Below are 23,689 nucleotides of genomic sequence, written 5' to 3'. Positions count from 1 at the left end.
TAAAGCGATTATAATACTTCAGAAAGCTCCTCGGATCAGTATCATGTGCTGAATAGAAATCTTTGGCAAACCTAAAAGTAGGGTGCTCTCCTCGCTTTACCTGCTCATACTCACTAATAAGAAAACGGTATTTACTTAGATAATTACGTTTTAATGTCAGGTCATTATTAATGTTGCGCATAACTATAGCTTTATTTGTTAAAGCTAATTCCATTGCCGAATTATCTGACCTTTACAGCAATGACGTGGTGGGTGAGGGCGGCGGAGTAACTTTTTGGTCGCGTATCAGGAAACAACGTCATTGCGAGCGGCAGCGAAGCAATCTCTTTAGGTATTTACAGTATGCATAGTTAGGAGATTGCTTCGTTCATCGCAATGACGCGAGGGGGTGAGGGCAGCGAAGCATTCGCTTCAGGCATTTAACAAAGCATGGTTGGGAGATCACTTCGTACCTCGCAATGACGTTAGGATGAGAGATAGTGGGATACAAAAAAGCGGCTGCCTCGAAAGAAACAGCCGCTTTTTATAAGCTAAAAACGCTTAATCAACCGCCGAGCGCAGCATAAGCGCGCCTACGGTTACATTAGTGCGGCTATCAATAATAATGGCGCCTCCGTTAGCTTTATTCTCATGGTAAGGGTCAAAAGCAAGTTCGTCGGCGGTTTTTATTACTATACGGCCAATATCGTTTAGTTTAAACTCTTCATCATACACCTTCTCCAGGTTGTTGATGTTTATTTTATACAATACCTCGCTTATTTTGCAGCGCGTGAGCTTGCTGTTATGCTGTATAAAATAAGTATGGTCGGCATCAAGCGCGCGCGTATCCATCCAGCACAGGTCGGCTTCAATCATTTTGGCCACTTGTGGTTGCTGGCGGCTGTTAACTAAAATATCACCGCGGCTGATATCAATCTCATCTTCAAGATGTATTGTTACCGACATACCTGTTTTTGCTTCGGTTGGCTCAACGCCTAATTGTTCAATTTTTGATATGGTGCTGGTAAAGCCCGACGGTAAAACGGTAACCTTATCATTCACATGGAACGAACCGCTGAGCACCCGGCCTGCATAGCCACGGTAATCATGCAGCTCATCAGTTTGGGGGCGTATAACCCATTGTACCGGCAAACGGGCATGCTCGGTTTTATTATCCACCGCTATTTCTACATTTTCAAGGAAATGCAGCAGGCTTTCGCCTTTATACCACGGCAGGTTTGTTGATTCGTGTACGATGTTATCGCCCTTTAAAGCGCTTATCGGGATAAATTTCACAGCGTTTTTAAGGTCCAGCTTTTGGGCCAGCGCCTGGTAATCAGCTACAATGTTGTTGTAAATTTCTTCGCTGTAGCCAACCATGTCCATCTTGTTAATGGCAACCACTATCTGCGGTAAACCTAACAATGATACCAGGAATGTATGCCTTACCGTTTGCTCGATAACGCCTTTGCGCGCATCTATCAGGATGATGGCCAGGTTTGAGTTTGAAGCGCCGGTAACCATATTACGGGTGTACTGTATATGCCCGGGCGCATCGGCTATAATAAACTTGCGTTTATCGGTATTAAAGTATTTGTAAGCTACGTCAATAGTTATGCCCTGCTCACGCTCGGCTTTAAGCCCATCGGTTAAAATAGCCAGGTCAATGCTGCCATCATCATTTTTGCGGTTTGATGAGTGCAGGGCTTCCAGCTGGTCGGCTAAAATGGCGCCGCTATCATATAATAAACGTCCTATAAGGGTGCTTTTGCCATCGTCAACACTACCGGCAGTAATAAATTTAAGTATGTCCATATTAAAAATAGCCCCCTTTCTTACGGTCTTCCATGGCAGCTTCGCTTACCTTGTCATCCATACGGGCGCCGCGTTCGCTTATTTTTGATTCGCTTATTTCGTTAATAATATCATCTATCTCAAACGCTTCTGATTGTACAGCGGCAGTACAGGTCATGTCGCCAACGGTGCGGAAACGTACGGTGCGGTTTGTAATAACATCCTCGTCATCCATGTTAAGGAATGGAGAAGCTGCCATTAACTGGCCGTTACGCACAATAGTATCGCGCTTATGTGCAAAATAAATAGTTGGCAGTTCAATGTTTTCGCGGCGTATGTAGTTCCATACATCAAGCTCCGTCCAGTTACTTATCGGGAACACCCTTACATTTTCGCCTTTGTGTATTTTACCGTTATATAAGTTCCACAACTCCGGGCGCTGGCGTTTAGGGTCCCACTGGCCAAATTCGTCACGTACCGAAAAGATACGTTCTTTGGCGCGGGCTTTTTCTTCATCGCGGCGGGCGCCGCCAATGCAGGCATCAAACTTATGTTTGGCAATGGTATCAAGCAGGGTAACGGTTTGTAAAGCGTTGCGGCTGGCATTTTTACCGGTTTGCTCAACCACTTTACCTTCGTCAATTGAATCCTGCACGTGGCCTACTATCAGCTTTTCGCCAATACGATCAATCATTTTGTCGCGGTACTCAATGGTTTCCACAAAATTGTGGCCGGTATCAATATGTACCAAAGGGAAGGGGAATTTGCCGGGCCGGAATGCCTTTTCGGCAAGCCGCACCAGCGTTATTGAATCCTTGCCGCCCGAAAACAGCAGCGCGGGCTTTTCAAATTGCCCCGCCACTTCGCGCAGAATGTGTATTGCTTCTGCTTCAAGCTCATCTAAATAGTCCAGGTGGTTGTTACTACTCATTCGTGTGTTTAAAAATTATTATGTTGCATGTAAACCGCATTCTTTTTTCGACTGATCTTCCCACCACCATCTTCCGGCGCGGAAATCTTCGCCTTCCTGCACGGCGCGTGTACACGGTAAACAGCCAATGCTCGGGAACCCCTTGTCATGCAATGTATTATAGGGTAAGTTATGTTCTCTTATATATTCTTTTACGTCGTCTAATGTCCAGCTGTATATCGGGTGATATTTAACCAGTTGGTTGCCTTCATCCCATTCAACATTGTCCATGTGCTGCCGGTTGGCCGATTGTTCGGCGCGTATGCCGGTAATCCATACTTTATTGCCTTGTAATGCCCGTTTTAAGGGCTCTATTTTGCGTATAGCGCAGCACTCTTTACGGTTTTCAACCGATTCGTAAAAACTGCTTGGCCCCTTAGCGTTTACCATGGCCTCAAGCATTTCATGATTAGGGTAGTAAGCGTGTATAGGGTGCCCGTACATTTCCATGGTGCGGTTCCACACGTAATAGGTTTCTGGAAAAAGCCTGCCGGTTTCAAGCGTAAATACTTTAATAGGCAGGTTGTTGGTAAATATCATGTGCGTAATTACCTGGTCTTCCCACCCAAAGCTGGTTGAAAAAACCACCTCGCCCGGAAACTCGGCAGCAAGCGTACGTAAAGCCTCTACAGGCTCCAGCCCGTTTACCTGGTGTTGTATGTAGTTTGCTAACTCACTCATCTTATAGCAATTTATCAATAAAGCCGTAAATGTTTTTAAAACTTACTATAATAACAATAATACCTACGGCCACCATAATTACTTTTGCTGATATCCTGTTAGATATTTTGGCGGCTATCGGCGAAGCAAGGGCGCTGCCTATAATCAGTCCGGCTACTGCATCCCAGCGCGCGCTATCAAGCATTGTAATAAATGTAAGCGAGCTCATCAGCGCCACAAAAAAACGTGATAGCTTTACTGTGCCCAATGAAAAACGCGGGTGACGCCCACCAGCTATTAATGACGATAGCACGATAGACCCCCAGCCGCCGCCGCCAACAGCATCAATAAACCCGCCGCCTAAACCCAGCATCGTTATTTTTTTAATTTTTTGCCCGGCCTTTTTTGCCCTGGCTTTAATAGCTTTTAACAGGATAACAATACCCAGTATCAGCGTATACAAAGATACAAAAGGCTTGGTATATTGACTGTAATGTTCAAGCGACGAAAGTAAATAAGCCCCTGTTACCGCTCCGATTATGCCTGGAACAACCAGCAGCTTAAACAGCTTCCAGTTTACGTTACCCATGCGGTAATGCATCCAGCCGGCAATGCCGTTACTTAAAACCTCTGATAAGTGCACGCCCATACTGGCTGAAGCAGGAGGGATGCCCATTGATAATGAAAACGTTTGCGACGTAACGCCGTATGACATCCCTATGGCGCCGTCAATCATGCTAAACACAAAACCTGCGCCTAAAAAATAATAAAATATAGGATCAATGTTTTGTACGTAGGTTTGAAATTCGGGCTCCTTATACCATAGCGATAACACGCTGATAACTATCAGAAGGATAGAGGCCAGCCACAATCCCCAACTTAGGTAAACCCTGTTAGATCGCGCGACAGTTGCCGGTTCTACCAATATAGCTGTCGCTTCGTTAAGTTGTTTTACCTTATCGGCAAAATTCCCGTTCAGTGTTTCCCTTAACGCGTTTATATGCTGCAACGTGTCGTCAATCTCGTCGGGTATCTCTGTGTTTAAATATTCTTTGATACGCTTGGCAATTGTTGGCGATTTACCGTTGGTGGATATCGCTATCTTAAGGTCGCCTTTTTGTACAATTGAACCCAGGTAGAAATCGCACAGATCCGGTTTATCGGCAATGTTTACCAGCAACTTACGGTCATGCGCGGCCTGTCGTATATACACGTTCAGGTCGTTATCATTAGTAGCGGCAATAACAATATCGGCCTCATCAAGGTCATGCTCAGCAAACGCTTTGTTAACAATGGTTACACCTGCATGTTCTGCGGCAAGCGTGTGCATTTCTGGTATAATCTCCCTGGCAATAACAGTAACTTTTACAAACGGGCTGTTAGCAAGTACGGCGGTAAGTTTTTCTAAACCAACTTTGCCGGCGCCAATAAGTACCAGATGCAAATTGTTCAGTTTAACAAAAACCGGGAAAAGCTGGTTCCCATGATTTCTTTTATCCTGTACAGGTGTTAAGCTGTTATCTTCAGGCAAGGGCGTCATACAGTGCTTTGATCTGTTTAAAATCAGGGTGCAATGATACCACTTCGCCAAAAATGATAAGAGCAGGAGATGTTATTTGATTTTGCGCAGCTGCCTCAACTATGGTGTTAACTACGCCTATTGCTGCCTTTTCATTAGTTGTTGTGCCGCTTTGTATTACCGCTGCCGGTAAGTTGCCTTTACCTTCGGCTTTAAATATTTCAGTAATCTCGGCCAGTTTATGTATGCCCATTAACACTACTACAGTAGCCTTGCTTCTAGCCGCTTCTACCAGGTCGGTTGATATTTTACCGCTGGCAGTAGTGCCGGTAACCACCCAAAAGCTTTCGCTTAAGCCACGGTGTGTAACCGGGATATGCTGCAAGCCGGGTACGCCGATAGAACTTGATATGCCCGGAACTATTTGGGCCGGTATGTTGTGCGCCGCAGCAAACTCCAGTTCTTCAAACCCGCGGCCAAACACAAATGGGTCGCCGCCTTTAAGCCGCACTACGTGGCCATAATTTCGGGCGTAATCAACCATCAGTTGGTTAATGTTAGCCTGCGAGTGGGTTTGGTCGCCCGAGCGTTTACCTACGTATACCATTACGGCACCGGCAGGGGCTAACTCAAGCAATTCTTCGTTCACTAAGGCATCGTACAAAACCACGTCGGCAGTTTTTAATGCCTTTATGCCTTTTATGGTGATGAGTTCCGCATCGCCGGGGCCCGCGCCTACAAGGGTAATGCGTGCCGTTTTGGTTGTATTTGCAGATGAATCTATCATGATTTTACCAGTTCCTCTCTCTTCTCTTTGCTGGCATTTAAAAATGCTGCGGCCTGTGCCAGGTATATTGTCGCAAATTCTTCCGACGGTTCGTTTTTATTTATTTGTAATATCAGATCGGTAAAAGTGCCACCGCCCTCAATGGCAAACTCGCCGGTAGCCACATACTGGGCATCAAACTCTTTAATTATGCCTGCCTGTGTGCTGCTGTTAACGCCTTTATCAAGCAACAGGGCTTTTGCCGAACTTACAAATACGCTGTACGCGTGGTAAATGGCATCGGCCCAGGCTTTGTTCTCATATGAAGCGTTAGCCCAGCCCATCTTTTCGTCCGACTCATACAGCAGGGTAGCCACCAGGTCAATCACCACACCGGCGCACTCGCCAACACCTATCGCGGTAGCAAATGTTTCCTCGTGTCCCCAATCAATAAACTCCTCTTCGGTAAGGGTGGTAAGGTCGGCCAAAGGCTTCAATAATTTATAAAAGTAATCTTTGCCCTGGCGGTCATAATAATTATGGAAAAGTTCGTCGGGGATGGAGTTTGCCTTGTAATCATCCAAAAGCGCTCTTATCACCAACGTCGCCCTTTTTGCAGGTACTTTAACAACACGCTCGGCAGCGCGGCCTACACCGTCGCCAACTGTACCGCCGCCCAGCATTACCTGTACAGAAGGCAATACCCGCGTACCCGCTTTAAGCGAACTGCCATGCAGGCCAATATGCGCCAAGCCATGCTGTCCGCACGAGTTCATGCAGCCGCTGATTTTTATTTTTATTTCGCGGTTATATATAAAATCTTCGTATTCGTTAAATATCAGGTTCTCCAGCACCCGGGCCATGGTCATGCTGTTTGATATACCCAGGTTACAGGTATCAGTACCGGGGCAGGTAGTAACATCGGCCACGCTGTCAAAACCGGGGGCAGCCATGTTTAATGAGTTTAAACCCTCGTATAACGCAGGCAGGGCTTCTTTTTTAACATATTTAAGCAGCAAACCCTGATTTTGCGTAATACGTATCTCGTCGGCAACCAACGGACGTAATACATCAACCATTTTACGGGCATCAGCAGTGCTGATGTCGCCAACAGTCACTTTAACGTACACGCCGTAAAATCCTTTTTGCTTTTGCTCAAAAACGTTGGTGGCCAGCCATTGCTCGTAACGCAGCGGGTTACTCAGTTCAACTGCCGGATATGTTACCGTTTCGGGCAAAACCGGTTGGGCTATTGCGTCGGTATTAATTTTATATGTTTTTACTTTGTTGGCCGTGCGCTCTTCTTTAACTAAACGTAAAACTTCATCAAGGCCAAACTTTTGTATTAAGTATTTTAAACGGGCCTTGTTGCGGTTGGTACGCTCGCCATAACGGTCAAACACCCGTATAACCGATTCAATGTAAGGGATCAGTTGGTCCTCGGGTAAAAAATCCTCTACAATACTTGCTAAAATAGGCTGCGCGCCTAAGCCGCCACCCAGCATCACTTTAAAACCGCGTTCGCCATTGGCGTTTAGTTTTGGAATCAGGCCCACATCATGCGCGTAGCTGTAAGCTGTATCCTCGTCGCTTGATGAAAAAGATATTTTAAACTTACGGCCCATATCCTGGCAAATAGGGTTACGCAAAAAATACTCAAAAGTAGCATGCGCGTACGGCGAAACGTCAAAAGGTTCCTTTGGATCAATACCCGCGGTAGGCGAGGCGGTTACGTTACGTACCGTGTTGCCACAGGCTTCGCGTATGGTTACGTCGTCTTCCTGCAGCTTGGCCCAAAGCTCGGGCGTGCGGTCTAAACTAACATAATGTATCTGTATATCCTGGCGGGTAGTCAGGTGCAGGTTGCTGCTTGCATACTCATCAGATATATCTGATATGCGCAGTATTTGCTTAAATGTTACTTTACCAAAAGGTAATTTAATACGTATCATTTGCACACCCGGCTGGCGCTGACCGTAAATGCCCCGTGCCAGGCGTAAACTCCTGAACTTTTCATCGTGTATTTTACCTTCCCTGAACAAGCGTATCTTGCGTTCAAGGTCGATAATATCTTTTTCAACAACGGGATTCTCCAGTTCTGTTCTGAAGCTTTGCATAGTGATGGTGATTATTTATTATAAAAAAAGCCCCTTCTGCTGTGGCTGGAAGAGGCGAATATAGTTTTGCTAATATACTCACAGCCCAAATTCGCCGCTAACTGCGCAGCAACAGATAGTTGTAAAATATGAGTAGCAGTTAACTTTCACAGTGACAAATATAGATAATCTATATGGTTTTTGTAGGGATTATTTGAAAATTACGTTAAGATGAAGCTTATACACTTGCCAGCTCCGGGAGAGCGTTAGCAATAGCAATTTGGATGTGTAATGTTGCCAGTGAGAATTTATTAATATGAAGCATAAAAAGGCATAAATTATTTGCGTAAATATTTCTCAATGAAATTTTCAAAGGATACTAAAGTTTTTACGGCATGCTGGTTAAGATAACGAAAGAACGTTTTTTCTTTTTTGGAGTCGTATTGGGGTGAGCCGTTCCGCAAACCAATGTAAGCCTTGTCTACACGGTAATAATTCTTTAACTCAAGGCTGAATTCTCTTCCATCACTAACCGTTCTGGTAAAATCGCTAAGCGTGATCTGGTATCGGCCATTTTGTGCTTTTATTACAAATAAATACAGCACATCAACAATAGTGTTACTAAAAGTGCCGGTATATATTCTTGCAGTTCCCCAACCACCAACCTGGTTAGTTACAGGATTTGATAGTTTAATTACCTTGGTAGTCTCTGCTGAAGCCCATGCCATAGCAGCATTAAATAACTGATCTTTTGTGATAGTACTATCGACGTTTACAACCTTTTCAAAGGTAATTATTGAGTCTTTTACAGGTAATTCTAATGATTTATCTATTGTTTGCGCCTGAATTGTCAGCGGGAAAACAATACCGATAACAAGCGACATTAGCAGTGTAGTCAGGTTTACGGCAAATTAAGCTGTACCGGGAACTGAGGCGCGGCATTTATCAGGTTAGTTTCACGTGCAATAATATCTGCAATGCTGGTTTCTGAAAGTATTTTAAGCGTAGCATCGCGCACATCCACAAATACGTCGCGTATGCCGCAGGTTGTTTCCTGGTGGCACTCGTCGCACTTATGGTAAAAGTTCATACTGGCACAGGGTACCATGGCAATAGGGCCATCGGTAATACGCATTATGCTTACCAGGTAAATATCCTTAGGATCTTTATTTAAACTATAGCCGCCGCCTGCGCCTTTTTTGCTGTACAGGTAACCCGCGTTACGCAGGTCAAGCAGTATCTGCTCCAAAAATTTTTTGGGTATCCGTTCTTCGCTGGCAATACGTGATATTTGCATTGGCGGTTTATCCGTGTTTTTACCCAGGATAACTAAAGCTTTTATGGCGTACTTGGTTTTTTTTGACAGCATCGTTTAAAGATACAATATGCAAAGATATATAAAGAATATGTAGTTAGTAGTTTTTATTGGTTGCCTCACCCAACCCTGGCCGAGCGAAAGCTTTTTTTTCTTTTAAATACTTATACTATAAACCTGTCGTTATTTTCATGCAGGCTGATGTTGCTAAACACATCGCCCACTTTAATAAGTCCTGTTCCTTTATGCACCAGGTCCTGTCCGAACATAACGTTTTTGTTTCGCAACCGGTATTTGGCCAGTGTTTTCAATGGCTCTTTACTGCGCAGTGCCGTCTCCTGGCTGGTGGCGGTTACCACGCAGCGCTCGCATAGTTTAACGCCTTTAAATGTAATGCCGTTTATGGTAAACTTTTTTAGCACGTCTTCTACATATGCATCTCCGCCCGTAAACACAATATTTGGCCTGAAGCGGTTCATGGGTAATTTTTCTGTTAGCCTGCTGTTCAGGTCATCCAGCGAAGCCTGGCCGATGAGCAGGAAAGGATAAGCATCGGCAAAAGAAGTAAGTTCGCCGCCTGCCGAATATTTAGGGTTCACCGTACGGTGGCTCTCATCAGGCATGTAAACCAGCCTGCACCTCACGTTCAGCGTATCGCTAAACCATTTATCTGCATCATTGCTTACATATACAGCCTGGCAAGTGTCATTCCAAACAACGGCGTCGCAACTTTCAGGCGTTTGTGGCGTAAACGGTATTACTATACTTTGCTTGTTTAGTTTGTGTGTAACCCGTAACCCGCCGGCATCAATGTCTACTTGCAGCAATGCCATTTGTGCATAATCACGCTGCGAAATAAACACATTGTTGTCATCTACCAGCATCCACCGGCGGTCGTGCATAAAGCCACGGTCGGTTACAGTGGCCTGGTTTACAGATATGCCCCCTAAAGATTTAATGGGGTAAATAAATAATTCGCTTACGGTCAGCATGTGGTAAATATAGCAGGTGCCTGTAAAAATGCCAAACACATATAAATAATACGCGTTGATAAAAAGTATTATAACAGCATACAGCATGAAGATTAAAGCCATAGTAACAGGAGCCACAGGTATGGTAGGCGAGGGCGTAGTGCACGAGTGCCTGCAGCACTCGCAGGTAGAGCAAGTGCTTATAATAAACCGGCGGCCTTCCGGCATCAGTCATCCTAAACTAAAGGAAATTATTCATGCCGACCTTGAAGATATATCAGGAATAGCTGATGAGGTAACAGGTTATAATGCCTGTTATTTTTGTGCCGGCGTAACATCCGTTGGAAAAAGCGAAGCTGATTACACTAAACTTACATATAACCTTACCCTTGGATTTGCCAAAACCCTGGCCGATGTAAACCCGGATATGACCTTCTGTTATGTATCAGGCGGAGGTACCGACGGCACCGAAAAGGGCAAACTGATGTGGGCGAGGGTGAAAGGAAAAACTGAAAACGACCTGGTGAAGCTGCCTTTTAAAGCCACATACAATTTTCGCCCCGGGTTTATGAAGCCAACACCCGGACTAAAAAATACGCTGCCTTTGTATAAGTACGTGGGTTGGCTGCTAGTACCTGTTTTTAAGCTATTTGTGCCAAATATAGTATCCACACTGGCGCAGGTAGGCCAGGCTATGATTAATGTAACACAGCACGGTTACCATAAAACGGTGCTCGAAGTGAAGGATATAAAAAGAATTGCGCGATAACCACTGCCACTTCTTGGTTTAAGCATTGATGGTTAAAAGGGCAGGGGTATTACAAAACCTTTATGGGGTTTTTATGCTCGTCAACCGCTACAAATGTAAATGTTCCTGTAATGGCTTTTTCACGGCCTTCGGAATACATTTCTTCTACAAATATCTCTACCAGTACTTTTAAGCTGGTATTACCCACATGTACTACTTTGGCAATTAATTCAACAATAGTTCCTGCAGGGATGGGTTTGTTGAAATCAATCCGGTCCGACGAAACTGTAACACATCTTTTACGACTGAAACGTGTGGCTGCAATAAATGCCACCTCATCCATTAAATGCATAGCCATACCGCCAAAAAGTGTGTCGTAATGGTTGGTTGTGTTGGGGAATACGGCCTTGAATATGCGCGTTTCTGATTCTTGTATTCTTTGTTCGAGTTGCATTTTTGTAGGGTTTATGGGCAAAATTCAATACCTTTAGCGCTATTTCCAAATATAAGCCATGCGTAATTAATTAAACCTGTACAGGCTTAATTGGTTTGCTAAAAGCTTTTTTAAAAAACCTTTATGAAGTTAAAAATCCTATTACCTGTTTTAATACCCGGAATGGTATTGTTGTCGTTGCAAAGCTGTACCGACAAATCAAAAATTAAGCCTGAGTCAGAAACTCCTGACCTGTCCTCTCAAAAATCAATTGATGCCATTGACGCCGCAGGACAGTTTGCCACATTTAGCATTACTAACAAAGAAGCTGCCATGGTGCTGCAGATAAATGATTATGGTCTTAACAATGGCGCTAAGGCCAACCTGGGGCCTTTCGGCGGAACCGGCGTGGGGCGTAATAACCAAAAATGGAAAGTTCGCAACATGGGCGGCGGCAATTACACGGTAATGAACCTTGGCAGCGGCAAAATGCTTGAGGCGTCCGGTGACAGGGAACAAGTATTTCAAAATCAAAAAACTGGTGCTGATAACCAGCTTTGGCGGGTTGAGCCATTGAGCGGCGGCACTTATAAAATTATCAGCAAAGCTAACGGGCTGGTGTTAAGCTATCCGGGCGCACATGTTAAAAACGCTCCCGTAGGCCTTGCCGCTTATGAGGATGCTGCCAAGCAGGGATGGAAACTTGCCATAATTCCGGCAGACAGTTACCGTGATGATGAGGCTACGCGTTTCTTACAGCGTACGTCCGGCTCGTCGGCGTTTGATGGCGGTTCATCTGTACTACTATCAACCGGGCAGGTGCTATGGCTTACAAATGATACCTTTTACAACCAGATCAATTCAACCGGTAATTTTAACTGCCGTACCATATTCCCTTACCGTAACTCGGCACTGTTACAGCCCGCCAGCAAAAGCTGGGATCCGGCGTTAACTAAAAATATCATGTCGCCTTTCGGTGTAGAAACTTTCCGTACTGCCGACAATAAAAACCTGCTATGGCCCGGTGCTGCCATACAGGTTGGCAATAAAGTTTATGTTCATAACATCGAGGTTCCGCGCAGTAACCTGAATACTGTTAACCAGTACCTGACTGAAATGAGCCCGGGTACATCGCCATTAAGCATACCCAAGCCTGTAAACCTGAGCATACCCGGCATGACGGGGCAAACTGCTATTGTTTATTCAATAGGTATGGTTAAGCCCGGCGACGGTTTTGTGTATGTATACGGTGCGGGCGGCTTTGTGGGCGCCGGCGTTTACGTGGCTAAATTTGCCACAAGCAACCCGGCATCATGGACGTTTTGGAACGGTACAGCCTGGGTTGACAAACCAACAACAGCCGGGGCAGCACGTGTAGGCAGCGGGCCTATAAATAATAACACCGTAGGGTATGTTAACGGGAAATACGTACTTATTGCTATGGACTATGGCTTTACCTGCGATGCCGAACCGCGTGATGTGTATCTATCCACCAGCACCAGCCCTACAGGGCCTTTTATTAACAAAAAGAAGGTTTATACGTTGCCCGACAAAAAGCAAGGCCACAAACCTGTTTTTTACAACCCAACTATTCACTCACACTTTGATAACGGCGATCGCGAATTGCTGGTAAACTACTGTCTTAACTTTTACAGTAAAAATGATGGCAAAGGCGGCGTTTGCCTGCCTGATTGTTCAAACCCCGACGGATCAAAAGATCCTAACGATTACAGGCCAAAAAGTATCAGGATACCTTATTCATTGATAGGGTTATAGGATAGCATCAAGAGTTAAGAGTCAGGAATTAAGACTTTTTATTATTTATAGAGAAAGGCTTGGAATCAAATCCAAGCCTTTCTGATTTATTGTGTATTCCTGAAGTCTAACCCCTAATTCTTAACTCTTGATTCTTTAATTTGTCCGCATAGCGGTACAGCGCCACATCAGCAAAAGCATATTTTTCACCTTCCCAGTACCCCGGCTGGTAGTGTTTTTTGCTGATGTATGATTTAATAACGGTTGCGCTTTTATCCCAGCCGCAGTTATAGGCCGAAGCGGTGAACAATACCCGGTCTTCTGCCGTTAGCGTAAGCCTGCTGTTTTTAAGCTTCAGGCATTTTAGCATGGCAACCAGGTACTTAACCTGCCATTCAACGTTTTCAAGCCTGTCAACCCTGGCCAGCCGGCTCCTGGGTTCGTCTGCCAATGATATTTTATCAAATCCTAATAGTTTTACCCACCGGCTTTGTTTATGCTTCATCACTTCGGTTTCTATCGAAAGCGCAAAGGTGGGTTTCATCTGAAACAAACCGATTGAAAAGTCGGCATATTCATAGCCAAACCGGGCATATAAACCTATTAATGAGCCGGTTTCAATGGCATCGTATAAAGCGTTATACCGTATCAGTTCCGGAAAAATAATGGCTTCCATCAAATCGCTGTCCTCGCCAAAGGCTTTAGCATACTTTTGTATAACCGGACGTACCTCAGCGGCCGTTTTTTCGGCGCGCGTATACCGGTTGCCAAAAAGCTGCTTATAATCATTAGCAAGCGATTGCTGCCCGATTAATAGCAGGCTAAGGATGCTAAAGCTCTTTTTTACAGTGATAAACATTGCCTTTTTCTATGGTTATCCAGTTGATGTATGATACGCCGTTTTCTTTTGACAGCACCGGTTGTACTGCTTTTCCGCGTATAAAAGTACCATCGGTAAATTGCAGGTTACCACGCTCAAACCAGGCAGCGCTTGTACCGTTGCTGTTTACAAAGGAAGCACCCTGCCCGTATGAGCCTTCGGCAAAGGGTATTAGCAGGTTGCCGTTCACGTACACCCCTTCTTTAGGGCCCGACTTACCAATTTGTATGTAATTGCCGCTTTCATCAAGACTGTTACGGGTACCATCCACATACTTAAACGGTCCGTTGGTTTTACCATTGGCCAGTACTATGTAAGTGTCATCCGCCACCACAAACTTGTAAGCGTCTTCTTCAGACTTGGCGTTAAATTGGGTAGCCGGTATTATAACACCGCCGCTTTCGCCATCGGCCGAAACGATAAGGCCCATCCCTATAGAGGGAAGCTTGCGCGCACCCTGGTTGCTTACCAAATAAAAGCCCATTTTATCATTTTCGGTACGGGTTACCAGCGCATAGAACTTTTTGATTTTGGTATTGTGGTACATGGCATTAACAACCAGTGCCGGGCCGTATTTTTTACCATCAACAACGAGGTTGCCCGCTGACAGGTATGACATACCGTTACTCATATACTCGTCAGCGTTTGTTTTCTGGTATTCGTAATCCCGTTTCCACCCTTCGTCAAGCAAATTCACGGGCGGGGTAGTAAACGGGCCCTGCCGCTGGCCGTTATCATAAAAATAAAACTGCCGGTCTTTCCGGGTAACCGCCTTAACATGCGCGCCGTCTGCTTTTACCGCAAGGCTTAACTCGCCGTAAACGAGGTATTCGCCTTTTTCCATCGTAAATAAAACGGTGCCATATTTTGCGGCCGTGCTTTGGGCAGCGGGCGCAGCGGGCGATGTGGAATTGCCCGGTGTGCCATCGGATGCATTATCTTCAGGTTTTTCTGTTGAACTTTCGGCAGATAAGCCGCCGCCGGTAACGGCTTTGGTTACCGCTGCTTCAGCTTTCTTCTTTAATTTATTTAAAAATTGCGCGTTTGAAGTGTTCGCAACCAGCAATAGCATGGCCGCACCTATAATATTTAAAGGTTTCATTGTGTTGTTTATGTGGTGATTTGTAGTTACTTATAACTTGATAAACTCTACGCGGCGGTTTTGAGCCTTTCCGGTTTCGGTTTTATTGGGGGCTACTGGTTGGGTGGCGCCTTTGCCGGCTACCTGCATCCTGGTTACAGATATGCCATAGGTTTCGGCTAATGCGCTTTTAACGCTCTCGGCGCGGTTAATACTTAGTTTTTGGTTTGCCGCGGCAGTACCGTCGGCATCAGTGTGGCCAACAATGCGCACATTAATGGCAGGGTTTTCTTTAAGCACGTTGGCAATTTCCTGCAACACCCCGGCAGACTCCGGTTTAATGGTGGCGGTATTTACATCAAACAAAATACCCGAGGTACTAAAGCGCCCCTCATTCACCAGTTTATTACGCAGGTCGGGCGCGCCTTGGGCAACGCTGATGTTGCCCACATATATGCCCAATTGTTCGTTGGTGTAATTGCTGCTGCTTATTTTAAAAAACAGCTGGTTAAATACATCGCCAACGGGCAGTGCCTTTGGCGCGTCAATAATCTTATCACCGTTTATCCATAGCCTCAGGCGTTCCTTTTGTGCCTGTATGGCTATGTGGGCGGGTTTGCCGTAGTATGCCTCAAGCACCTTATATGATTTTACCGGGCTGCGGAAATATACTGTACGGCCCTTTTCGGCAGCAAAGCGAAGATTGGTACTGCCGCTGCTGCCGGGGCTGATGTCAAGGTGGAAGCTTTTAATGCCATACTGCTCGGTTAAAATGGAGTTGTCGCCTGCAGGTACTTTACCGGTAGCTATCATGCCGATAAAAATATCCGGAAAACCGTATCCCTTTGATGTTAAATCAAGTATCATATCAAACTCTACGGTGAAGTTATCGCCGGTAGCAAGGTCTTTTCCCGGCAGGTATACCGCGTTTTGATCCATGCGCAGCCAGTTGCCGCTAAAGTTGTTAAGTTTGGTTACCGCGCCGTTACCATTGGAGTTCCAGCCGGCAGGCAGTTCACCCATGGCTTCACCCGCAAAATTGTCGCTGTAAATAAGATTTTGTCCCGGTATAAAATCATATTTCGCGTACGCTTGCAAAGGTGCAGGTGCGGTTTCGGTTTTTGTTGCTGCGGGCGCTTTCGGCGCTTCGGTGGTTTGCTGTGGCTGGGTTTGCTGCGGCTGTTCGGCTGCCTTTTCTTTTTTAAGGCTATAAGGATCTTCGACAGTCTTGTCAATAGCTTTTTCGGCTTTCCTGGTTACCGCTTCTTCAGCCCGTTTTTTCAGCCTGTTTAAAAATTGCGCATTTGCCGCTTGTGCTGATAAAGCCAGCAGCGCCGTGCAAAGTAATAGGTTACGTTTCATTTAGTGTGATGGTTAAGTCGTTTAAACTTATTATACAGCCATAGACGGAGCGCATGGTGTAAACGTTACACTATAGATAAAAATAATTTTCGAATTGCAAATTACGATGTCTGGCCTGATAGCGATCAGAATCGAATTTTATTCTTTAAGGTCTTTTTATTTTTGACAACAACAACAGCGAAGAAAACAGTACACGGTTATTCTTCGTTTTTTAAGTACGAACACGCTAAAACAGTAGCCAAACCGTAACCGAACGAGGGAAAGGTTGTTGATGTTGTCACCAACAACCTGGGTATTTTATACAAAATATTTTGGCCGGGCGCACGGATGTTGGTGACAAAACCAACAAAGCATTATTTAAAAATCTTAGAAAAGATATTTGCAATCCCTTTTTTATTACTTCGAACTAATCTGAATTGCTTTTTTTCTAGTTTAAATGGCAGAAAACGCTCAATGCTAGCAACGTATGTCTAAAAATCATTGTTTGCTTCTTCGAATGGAAACCACAATGTTGGAGAGATGCTTTTAGTTCTTGAAAGCCAAATACAGACTTGGGAAGTAAATAGTTGATTGGGCAATTCTTTTGTTGCAGAAACTTGTCTGAGTCTAAAGTCATATGCTAAAAACAATTGAGCAGGTTCAAATTCATGTTTCGGCCACGGTTGTCCCATTATCATATAATTTAGCACTTTATCAAGATCGTTAGAGGTTAATTCCCACTCTGTTTTAGTTTGTTGGATAGGGATGCCGCTCGGGTAATGATAACCCACAGGTGATGTTGAACCCTGACCAAACAGTTGTGTAGCATCCTGAAGTAAACTGTTTGTGAAATTAATCTGTTCATAGTTGTATTTATCCGCGGATATTAACGTTAAAGTAATAGTTTGAGGGTGATCAATGTCTGCATCCGTACAGTTTAAAAAAAATAACTTAAGCTTCTCCCAAACTATTTCAATTTTCCCACCCAACAACGCCTGCGTCACGCGGGCATTAGGCAATGAATATAAGATACGTGAGTTGTTTACTATCATCTTTAATAAGTTAATAATCCGCTAGATTTTTACCAACCTCTTCAGGACGCCGGGTGATTGAATGCCTTGCGGTACTCCAGCGGGGTAACCTTCATAATCGCCTTAAATTGCCTGTTAAAATAAGATAGGTTATTATATCCGCAGGCATAGCAAACCTCTGTAATATTCAACTTATCCTCAAGCAGCAAGCCCGTGGCGTGGGTTACACGTACTTCATTTACAAATTGCGAAAAGGTTTTTCGGGTACGCCTTTTAAAGTAACGGCAAAACGCGGCATCATTAAGGCAGGCCAGCGATGCGGCTTCTTTGCTATTAACATTGCCCTTAAAATTATCCAGCACGTATTTAAAAACAAGTTCGGTTTTAGAGGTGTCGCTTTCATGAAAAATGGCTTTATTGGTGTCCGAAAGGATAGATATCATATTATTTTTAGGCTGCAAGGACCATGCATCCAGCAGTTCCATCAGTGTAATAAAGTTTTTAGTATCGGCACCATCAGCAAACTTTAAAAACATGTTTTGCAATTCTGCATTAGGTGTATTAAGCTTTATGCCTGCATGAGCCTCAAGCATCAGCTTCTTTATTTTGCGAAATTCCGGCTTCTCAAAAAACTCCTTGCCCATAAAGTCTTCAGCAAACTGCACTACCATAGCGTGCGCGCTTTCTTCAGGGTTGCCGGGTTCGTTGTAAAAAAAGTGCGCCAGTCCCGGACCAAAAAAAAATATATCGCCCTGGCTAAAATTCATGATCTTGTTACCGGCATACAATTTACCGTAACTCTGCATAATCCAGATAAGCTCGTAGGCGTTATGAAAGTGGAAAGGTGCAGTAAACTTAGGTTGGTTCCAGCGCTTTATAACCAAGCTTGAATTTGCAGGAGTTGCCAGTTGCTGATAAGTAACCTTCATTGATGTTTGATACTTAATTGGTTTGATATGGTCAATGTAGTCAATAAATGTAAATAGTGTATCATAAATTGCAAATTACGTGCTTTATAAGCTGTAAATTATCGTCTAAGTTTGATTAACTAAATTATGATCTATGGAGAAAGATTCGCTCAGGAGCCAGGGATGGTTCGGCAAAAAAGGGAAAGACGGCTTTATATATCGCGCCTGGATGAAAAACCAGGGAATTCCGGGACACCAGTTGCAAGGCAAGCCCGTAATTGGCATATGTAACACATGGTCTGAACTTACACCCTGTAACGCCCATTTTAGGGAACTGGCCGAATCTGTGAAAAACGGTATTTATGAGGCGGGCGGTTACCCGGTTGAATTTCCCGTAATGTCATTGGGCGAAACCCTCATTAAGCCTACGGCTATGTTGTTTCGTAACCTGGTGAGTATGGATGTTGAAGAATCCATACGCGCTAACCCTATCGACGGCGTGGTGCTGCTTTGCGGCTGCGATAAAACTACACCGGCGCTGGTAATGGGCGCGGCAAGTGTGGATATACCTTCCATCGTAGTATCCGGAGGGCCTATGCTTACCGGAAAATATAAAGGTAAAGAGATAGGCACATCAGACGTTTGGCGTTTTTCAGAGGCCAACCGCATGGGCACTATGCCTGATGAGGATTTTTTGGTTGCCGAAGCCTGTATGGCACGCAGTCGTGGCCATTGCGCGGTAATGGGTACGGCTTCTACCATGGCTTGCATGGTGGAGTCGTTAGGTTTATCGCTGGCAGGCAATGCTGCTATCCCGGCGGCCGACTCGCGCCGCAAGGTGCTTGCCCACATGTCGGGCATGCGCATTGTTGATATGGTTAAGGAAGACCTCAAAATGTCAGACGTGCTTACACGGCAGGCTTTTGAAAACGCCATAACCGTAAATGCGGCCATTGGCGGCTCAACAAATTTTATCATTCACCTGCTGGCCATTGCCGCCAGGATAGGCGTTGAGTTAAATATGGATGACTTTAATACATCCGGCAGAAAAATACCGCTGTTGGCCAACCTGCAGCCTTCCGGCCAGTATTTTATGGAAGACTTTTATTATGCCGGCGGCTTGCCGGTGCTGATGAAGGAACTCGACCAGTTTTTGCATCGCGATACGATAACGGTTAGCGGTAAGCCAATGTCAGCCAATTACTGTGATTGCGATTGTTACAACCCTGAGGTAATTGGTACCATGGATAAGCCGTTTAATACACAGGCAGGCATTACCGTGGTACGCGGCAATCTTTGCGAGAACGGTGCCGTGTTAAAGCCATCGGCCGCTACACCTGGGTTGTTGGTACACACCGGTAAAGCAGTGGTTTTTGAAAACATTGAAGACTACCGCCATAAAATTGACGATCCGGCACTTAACGTGGATGAGAGCAGCATACTGGTACTTAAAAATGTTGGGCCGAAAGGATACCCGGGCATGCCCGAAGTAGGCAATATGGCTATACCCAAAAAGCTGCTTGAGCAGGGAGTTACCGATATGGTACGTATATCCGACGGCCGCATGAGCGGTACAGGCTTTGGCACAGTAGTGCTGCACGTATCCCCCGAAGCGGCAATAGGCGGTACACTGGCCATAGTGCAGGATGGGGATACAATAAGCCTGAACGTGCCGGCCGGAACACTGCACCTTGAGGTAAGCGATGAGGAAATAGCCCGGCGAAAAAGTAACCTGGTATTGCCCGAAATGGCTACCCGGGGTTATACGCACCTGTACCAGCAGCACGTTGAACAGGCGCATTTAGGCGCGGATCTCGACTTTTTAAGGGGCGGGTCGGGGAGCAGTGTAGTGAGGGATTCGCATTAAGCGCCTCACCTAAATCCTCTCCAAGGAAGAGGACTTGTGGATAGGGTTGTTTGGAGCTAAGGTGTAAGGAGGGCTTCACTGAAGCCTCCTGAAAGAAGAATTAAAAAGAAGAACCCTTTCCTTTGGAGAGGGCAGGTTGAGGCAAACCAATAGAAATAGATAAAATATGTCAACTAAAAAATTTGAAGGACAGGTAGCGATAGTAACAGGAGCAGGAAAGGGCATAGGTTATGAGGTGGCAAAGCAACTTGCCCAACATGGCGCTAACGTGGTGATGAATGACCGTAACCCCGACTTATTAAAAGAAGCATCAGACCGCATTAACGCCTTGGGCGGGGGTACCACGGTGCCTGTGGCCGGCGACGCGGGCAGTATCGATCTGATACAAAGCCTGGTTGACGAAGCTGTTAATCGTTTTGGTAAAGTTACCATTGCTATCGCGAGTGCAGGCATAACTTTGTTCGGCGACTTTTTGGCGTACGAGCAGGAGCCTTTTCAACAGGTGATGAGCGTAAATTTGCAGGGCAGTTTCTTCCTGGCGCAACGGGCAGCGCGCGAAATGGTGAAGCAGAAAAGCGGCGGCAGTATTTTGTTCATGTCATCAGTAACCGGGCACCAGGCGCATAAGGATCTTGCCGCTTACGGTATGACTAAAGCCGGCTTAGAGTTGCTGGCTAAAAACCTCGTTATCGAACTATCGCAGCACAAAATAACAGTAAACACGGTAGCGCCCGGCGCCACGCTTACAGAGCGTACACTGGAGGATGAAGACTATAAAAGTACCTGGGCACGTATTACACCGATGGGCAGGGCAGGCAATGTACAGGATGTAGCCAATGCCGTATTGTTCCTGGTTTCACCGGAGTCGTGCCATATTACCGGCCAAAATTTAATTGTTGATGGCGGATGGTCTGCCGTTAGCGTATCACCATATTAGTAAAATGAATATAGCAACCTTATATCCGTCGCAATGTACACTGGGCGAGGGTGTGTTATGGCATAGCCGGCGCCGCAGCTATTTTTGGGTAGATATACAGGAAGGTATATTACATGAGTTTAATACGGCGGGAGGTTTGAAAACCTGGAACCTGGGTACCCCTGTGTCGATGATAGTTGAGCAGCAAGACGATACCTTGCTGCTTGCTGTAAAGGGCGGAATTGTGCTTTTTAACCCTGCGGACGGCAGTACAGCAAAGTTAGTAAGCATTGAGAATAGCGAGCCCGGCAACCGCTGTAATGATGGTGCCTGCGATAGTGAGGGCAGGATATGGGTGGGCACGATGGATATGCATGCCGAAGCTTACGCCGGAAATTTATATCGGATAGATACAAACCTTGGTGTAACCAAGGTTATAAATGACCTAACCATACCAAACGGCCTGGTATGGTCGCTTGACCAGGCGCGAATGTACCATATCGAAACAATGTCGCGGTCGGTAAAATCATACATTTTTAACAGGCAAACCGGCGAAATTCATTATGAAAAGGTTGTAATTAGTGTACCCCCGGATATGGGTTATCCAGACGGCATGACCATAGACGCGGAAGGTATGCTCTGGATTGCGTTATATGGCGGTCATGGCGTAAGCCGATGGAATCCTGATACGGGTGAACTGCTTGATAAAATAACGTTGCCCGCGCCACACGTTACTAACTGCTGCTTTGGCGGCGACAATTTGGATGAGTTGGCAGTAACATCTGCACGCGAAAACCTGGATGCGGAACAGTTAGCCCAATATCCCGAAAGCGGCAACGTATTTATAATTACCGGGTTGGGTGTTAAGGGTGTAAGTAATAACAGATCAAACTATAAAAAACAATACCAATATGTTTAAACTAACTGATAAAGTCGCAGTGATAACCGGTGGCGGCAGCGGCATAGGTAAAGCTATGTCAACCGTTTTTGCCCAACAGGGCGCCCGTGTTTACATTGTAGATGTTGACGAAAAAAATGCTGAAGATACGGTAAGCGCGATAAAGGCTGCGGGCGGCGAAGCAACTTTCAAGCGATGTGACATTTCTTCAAAAGAAGAGGTTGATACCGTTATCGGAGCCATAGCAACTGAAGCGGGTACAATTAACATCGTTGTTAATAACGCTGGTATAGCCCATGTAGGCAACCTGGAAAATACGTCGCCCGAAACATTGGACAGGCTGTTCAACGTAAATGTTAAAGGTATGTATCACATTTTACTGGCGGCTATCCCTCACCTCAAGAAACAAGGTGGCGTGGTTTTAAATATGGCATCGATTGCATCCATTGTAGGGCTGGCCGACAGGTTTGGCTACAGCCTTACCAAGGCGGCGGTAAACGGTATTACGGTATCTATAGCCAAAGATTATTTGAAGGATGGAATACGCTGCAACTCTATATCGCCGGCAAGGGTGCACACACCTTTTGTAGATGGCTTTCTGGCCAAAAATTATCCGGGGAAAGAGAAAGAGATGTTTGATAAACTATCGGCAACGCAGCCTATAGGCCGTATGGCCAAACCCGAAGAAATAGCATATTTAGGGCTATATCTATGCTCAGACGAGGCCGGTTTTGTTACAGGGTGCGATTATTCCATTGATGGCGGATTTACTAAGTTAAATACATAAATACAGCATGAAACTAATAAGATACGGCGAAGCCGGTAAAGAAAAACCGGGCGTAATAATTAATGAAAAAAGATACAGCCTCCCGGATTTTGAAGGGGATTATGATGAGGCATTTTTTGGCGGCGATGGCTTACAGAGATTATCTGATTACATCGCGGCAAACGGCAGCCAACTACCAGAAATTGGTGATGATGTACGCCTGGGGGCACCGCTTACACGGCCCTCAAAAATTGTTTGTATAGGGCTGAATTTTGCCGATCACGCAAAAGAATCAGGCGCACCTATACCTAAAGAGCCGATTATATTTTTTAAAGCGACATCGTCAATCAACGGTCCTAATGATAATGTTACCATACCCCGCGACAGTGTTAAAACAGATTGGGAGGTGGAGCTAGCCTTTGTTGTTGGCAAAAAAGCCAGCTATGTAAAAGAAGAGGATGCGCTTGACCATATTGCCGGTTACGTGCTGCACAATGATTACAGCGAACGCGAGTACCAGTTGGAACGGGGCGGCCAGTGGGTAAAAGGCAAAAGCTGCGATACCTTTGCGCCGATAGGACCGTTTATTGCCACACAGGACGAGATAGCCGATGTAAATAACTTAAAAATGTGGCTAACGGTAAACGGTAAAACTTACCAGGACGGAACTTCGGCCACGCTGATATTTAAAATACCTTTCCTGCTCAGCTACATCAGTCAGTTTATGACGCTGCTGCCGGGCGACGTGGTATCAACAGGCACGCCTCCGGGAGTTGGCTTAGGCGTAAAGCCCGAGCCTGTTTACCTTAAAGCAGGAGATGTGGTAGAGTTGGGTATTGAAGGGCTGGGCAGTTCAAAACAAACGCTGGTCGCCTGGGGCGAAAAACAATAGCGTTGTGTGAGCAATGGCCAGGCCTGTTATGGCGAGCGATAGCGTGGCAATCTCTTTAGGCGGCACAAGCGTGAATGTCCGGCAGGGATTGATAAATTGTAGC

General features: G+C 45.4%; 24 protein-coding genes. 8 read left to right on the top strand and 16 right to left on the bottom strand.

The window, feature by feature from the left end; all coding sequences use genetic code 11:
• Nucleotides 1-181 (bottom strand): hypothetical protein (locus tag DJ568_RS17445; RefSeq protein ID WP_233496633.1); only part of this gene is annotated, 181 nt, incomplete at its 3' end.
• On the opposite strand from DJ568_RS17445, the gene DJ568_RS05790 reads away from it, so the two are divergent.
• On the top strand, nt 171-350 hold the full coding sequence (locus DJ568_RS05790; RefSeq protein WP_114004281.1) for a hypothetical protein: 180 nt from the start codon (nt 171-173) through the stop codon (nt 348-350). The two genes, DJ568_RS17445 and DJ568_RS05790, sit on opposite strands and share 11 nt — an antisense overlap.
• Nucleotides 351-540: 190 nt before the next feature.
• Here DJ568_RS05790 and DJ568_RS05785 read toward each other — a convergent pair whose 3' ends face one another.
• The 9 genes from DJ568_RS05785 to DJ568_RS05745 all read right to left on the bottom strand — a co-directional run bounded on the left by DJ568_RS05785 (nt 541) and on the right by DJ568_RS05745 (nt 10,193).
• Nucleotides 541-1,794 carry a sulfate adenylyltransferase subunit 1 gene (locus tag DJ568_RS05785; protein WP_114004280.1) on the bottom strand — a complete coding sequence of 418 codons (1,254 nt, stop codon included), beginning with the start codon at nt 1,792-1,794 and terminating at the stop codon, nt 541-543.
• A 1-nt stretch (nt 1,795) separates the two neighbouring features.
• Entirely contained in the window at nt 1,796-2,704 is a 909-nt protein-coding gene (gene cysD / locus DJ568_RS05780; RefSeq protein WP_114004279.1) for a sulfate adenylyltransferase subunit CysD, read from the bottom strand.
• A gap of 18 nt (nt 2,705-2,722) precedes the next feature.
• Nucleotides 2,723-3,424, bottom strand: coding sequence for a phosphoadenylyl-sulfate reductase (locus tag DJ568_RS05775; RefSeq protein WP_114004278.1), 702 nt, complete (start codon nt 3,422-3,424; stop codon nt 2,723-2,725).
• Between the two features lies 1 nt (nt 3,425).
• Entirely contained in the window at nt 3,426-4,943 is a 1,518-nt protein-coding gene (locus tag DJ568_RS05770) for a TSUP family transporter (protein ID WP_114004277.1), read from the bottom strand.
• Nucleotides 4,927-5,709, bottom strand: a complete 783-nt coding sequence (cobA, locus tag DJ568_RS05765; RefSeq protein ID WP_114004276.1) for a uroporphyrinogen-III C-methyltransferase — start codon at nt 5,707-5,709, stop codon at nt 4,927-4,929. Before cobA ends, DJ568_RS05770 begins: the two co-directional genes overlap by 17 nt.
• Complete coding sequence (locus DJ568_RS05760) at nt 5,706-7,805, bottom strand: HEPN domain-containing protein (protein WP_114004275.1); 2,100 nt, start codon at nt 7,803-7,805, stop codon at nt 5,706-5,708. The genes cobA and DJ568_RS05760 overlap by 4 nt, the downstream gene beginning before the upstream one ends.
• 317 nt (nt 7,806-8,122) lie before the next feature.
• Complete coding sequence (locus DJ568_RS05755; protein ID WP_114004274.1) at nt 8,123-8,668, bottom strand: DUF4468 domain-containing protein; 546 nt, start codon at nt 8,666-8,668, stop codon at nt 8,123-8,125.
• Nucleotides 8,669-8,685: 17 nt separating this feature from the next.
• Complete coding sequence (locus DJ568_RS05750; RefSeq protein ID WP_114004273.1) at nt 8,686-9,153, bottom strand: RrF2 family transcriptional regulator; 468 nt, start codon at nt 9,151-9,153, stop codon at nt 8,686-8,688.
• 110 nt (nt 9,154-9,263) lie between these two features.
• Nucleotides 9,264-10,193 carry an MOSC domain-containing protein gene (locus tag DJ568_RS05745; protein ID WP_233496632.1) on the bottom strand — a complete coding sequence of 310 codons (930 nt, stop codon included), beginning with the start codon at nt 10,191-10,193 and terminating at the stop codon, nt 9,264-9,266.
• Here DJ568_RS05745 and DJ568_RS05740 point away from each other — a divergent pair.
• Complete coding sequence (locus DJ568_RS05740; protein ID WP_114004272.1) at nt 10,177-10,839, top strand: NAD-dependent epimerase/dehydratase family protein; 663 nt, start codon at nt 10,177-10,179, stop codon at nt 10,837-10,839. The two genes, DJ568_RS05745 and DJ568_RS05740, sit on opposite strands and share 17 nt — an antisense overlap.
• Nucleotides 10,840-10,888: 49 nt before the next feature.
• On the opposite strand, the gene DJ568_RS05735 is transcribed toward DJ568_RS05740, so the two are convergent.
• Complete coding sequence (locus DJ568_RS05735) at nt 10,889-11,272, bottom strand: acyl-CoA thioesterase (protein WP_114004271.1); 384 nt, start codon at nt 11,270-11,272, stop codon at nt 10,889-10,891.
• Nucleotides 11,273-11,395: 123 nt separating this feature from the next.
• Between DJ568_RS05735 and DJ568_RS05730 the strand changes: the two genes are divergently transcribed.
• The gene (locus DJ568_RS05730; RefSeq protein ID WP_114004270.1) at nt 11,396-13,027 is read left to right on the top strand and encodes an RICIN domain-containing protein; all 1,632 of its coding nucleotides are present in this window, start codon (nt 11,396-11,398) and stop codon (nt 13,025-13,027) included.
• Nucleotides 13,028-13,133: 106 nt separating this feature from the next.
• Here the strand turns inward: DJ568_RS05730 and DJ568_RS05725 are convergent, their stop codons facing one another.
• The 5 genes from DJ568_RS05725 to DJ568_RS05705 all read right to left on the bottom strand — a co-directional run bounded on the left by DJ568_RS05725 (nt 13,134) and on the right by DJ568_RS05705 (nt 18,268).
• Nucleotides 13,134-13,865 (bottom strand): hypothetical protein, encoded by a 732-nt coding sequence (locus DJ568_RS05725; RefSeq protein WP_114004269.1) that lies wholly within the window; start codon nt 13,863-13,865, stop codon nt 13,134-13,136.
• Nucleotides 13,837-14,988, bottom strand: coding sequence for a hypothetical protein (locus DJ568_RS05720; RefSeq protein ID WP_114004268.1), 1,152 nt, complete (start codon nt 14,986-14,988; stop codon nt 13,837-13,839). Before DJ568_RS05720 ends, DJ568_RS05725 begins: the two co-directional genes overlap by 29 nt.
• 30 nt (nt 14,989-15,018) lie before the next feature.
• On the bottom strand, nt 15,019-16,329 hold the full coding sequence (locus DJ568_RS05715) for an OmpA family protein (RefSeq protein ID WP_114004267.1): 1,311 nt from the start codon (nt 16,327-16,329) through the stop codon (nt 15,019-15,021).
• Nucleotides 16,330-16,799: 470 nt separating this feature from the next.
• On the bottom strand, nt 16,800-17,360 hold the full coding sequence (locus DJ568_RS05710; RefSeq protein ID WP_114004266.1) for a hypothetical protein: 561 nt from the start codon (nt 17,358-17,360) through the stop codon (nt 16,800-16,802).
• Nucleotides 17,361-17,401: 41 nt separating this feature from the next.
• Nucleotides 17,402-18,268: an AraC family transcriptional regulator gene (locus DJ568_RS05705; RefSeq protein WP_114004265.1), complete on the bottom strand. Its 867-nt coding sequence runs from the start codon at nt 18,266-18,268 to the stop codon at nt 17,402-17,404.
• Nucleotides 18,269-18,401: 133 nt separating this feature from the next.
• Between DJ568_RS05705 and DJ568_RS05700 the strand changes: the two genes are divergently transcribed.
• From DJ568_RS05700 to DJ568_RS05680, 5 genes are all read left to right on the top strand, one after another.
• Nucleotides 18,402-20,114: an IlvD/Edd family dehydratase gene (locus DJ568_RS05700; RefSeq protein WP_114004264.1), complete on the top strand. Its 1,713-nt coding sequence runs from the start codon at nt 18,402-18,404 to the stop codon at nt 20,112-20,114.
• Nucleotides 20,115-20,280: 166 nt separating this feature from the next.
• Complete coding sequence (locus tag DJ568_RS05695) at nt 20,281-21,051, top strand: SDR family NAD(P)-dependent oxidoreductase (RefSeq protein WP_114004263.1); 771 nt, start codon at nt 20,281-20,283, stop codon at nt 21,049-21,051.
• Between the two features lie 4 nt (nt 21,052-21,055).
• The gene (locus tag DJ568_RS05690; RefSeq protein ID WP_158534880.1) at nt 21,056-21,949 is read left to right on the top strand and encodes an SMP-30/gluconolactonase/LRE family protein; all 894 of its coding nucleotides are present in this window, start codon (nt 21,056-21,058) and stop codon (nt 21,947-21,949) included.
• Nucleotides 21,942-22,715 carry an SDR family NAD(P)-dependent oxidoreductase gene (locus DJ568_RS05685; protein ID WP_114004261.1) on the top strand — a complete coding sequence of 258 codons (774 nt, stop codon included), beginning with the start codon at nt 21,942-21,944 and terminating at the stop codon, nt 22,713-22,715. Before DJ568_RS05690 ends, DJ568_RS05685 begins: the two co-directional genes overlap by 8 nt.
• A gap of 7 nt (nt 22,716-22,722) precedes the next feature.
• Nucleotides 22,723-23,586 carry a fumarylacetoacetate hydrolase family protein gene (locus tag DJ568_RS05680; RefSeq protein WP_114004260.1) on the top strand — a complete coding sequence of 288 codons (864 nt, stop codon included), beginning with the start codon at nt 22,723-22,725 and terminating at the stop codon, nt 23,584-23,586.
• Nucleotides 23,587-23,689: the final 103 nt, after the last annotated feature.

The organism is Mucilaginibacter hurinus (assembly GCF_003324525.1).
In the GTDB taxonomy this organism is placed as follows: domain Bacteria; phylum Bacteroidota; class Bacteroidia; order Sphingobacteriales; family Sphingobacteriaceae; genus Mucilaginibacter; species Mucilaginibacter hurinus.
The sequence above is the reverse complement of the archived record's forward strand: the minus strand, read 5'-3'. Positions and strand labels throughout refer to the sequence as shown.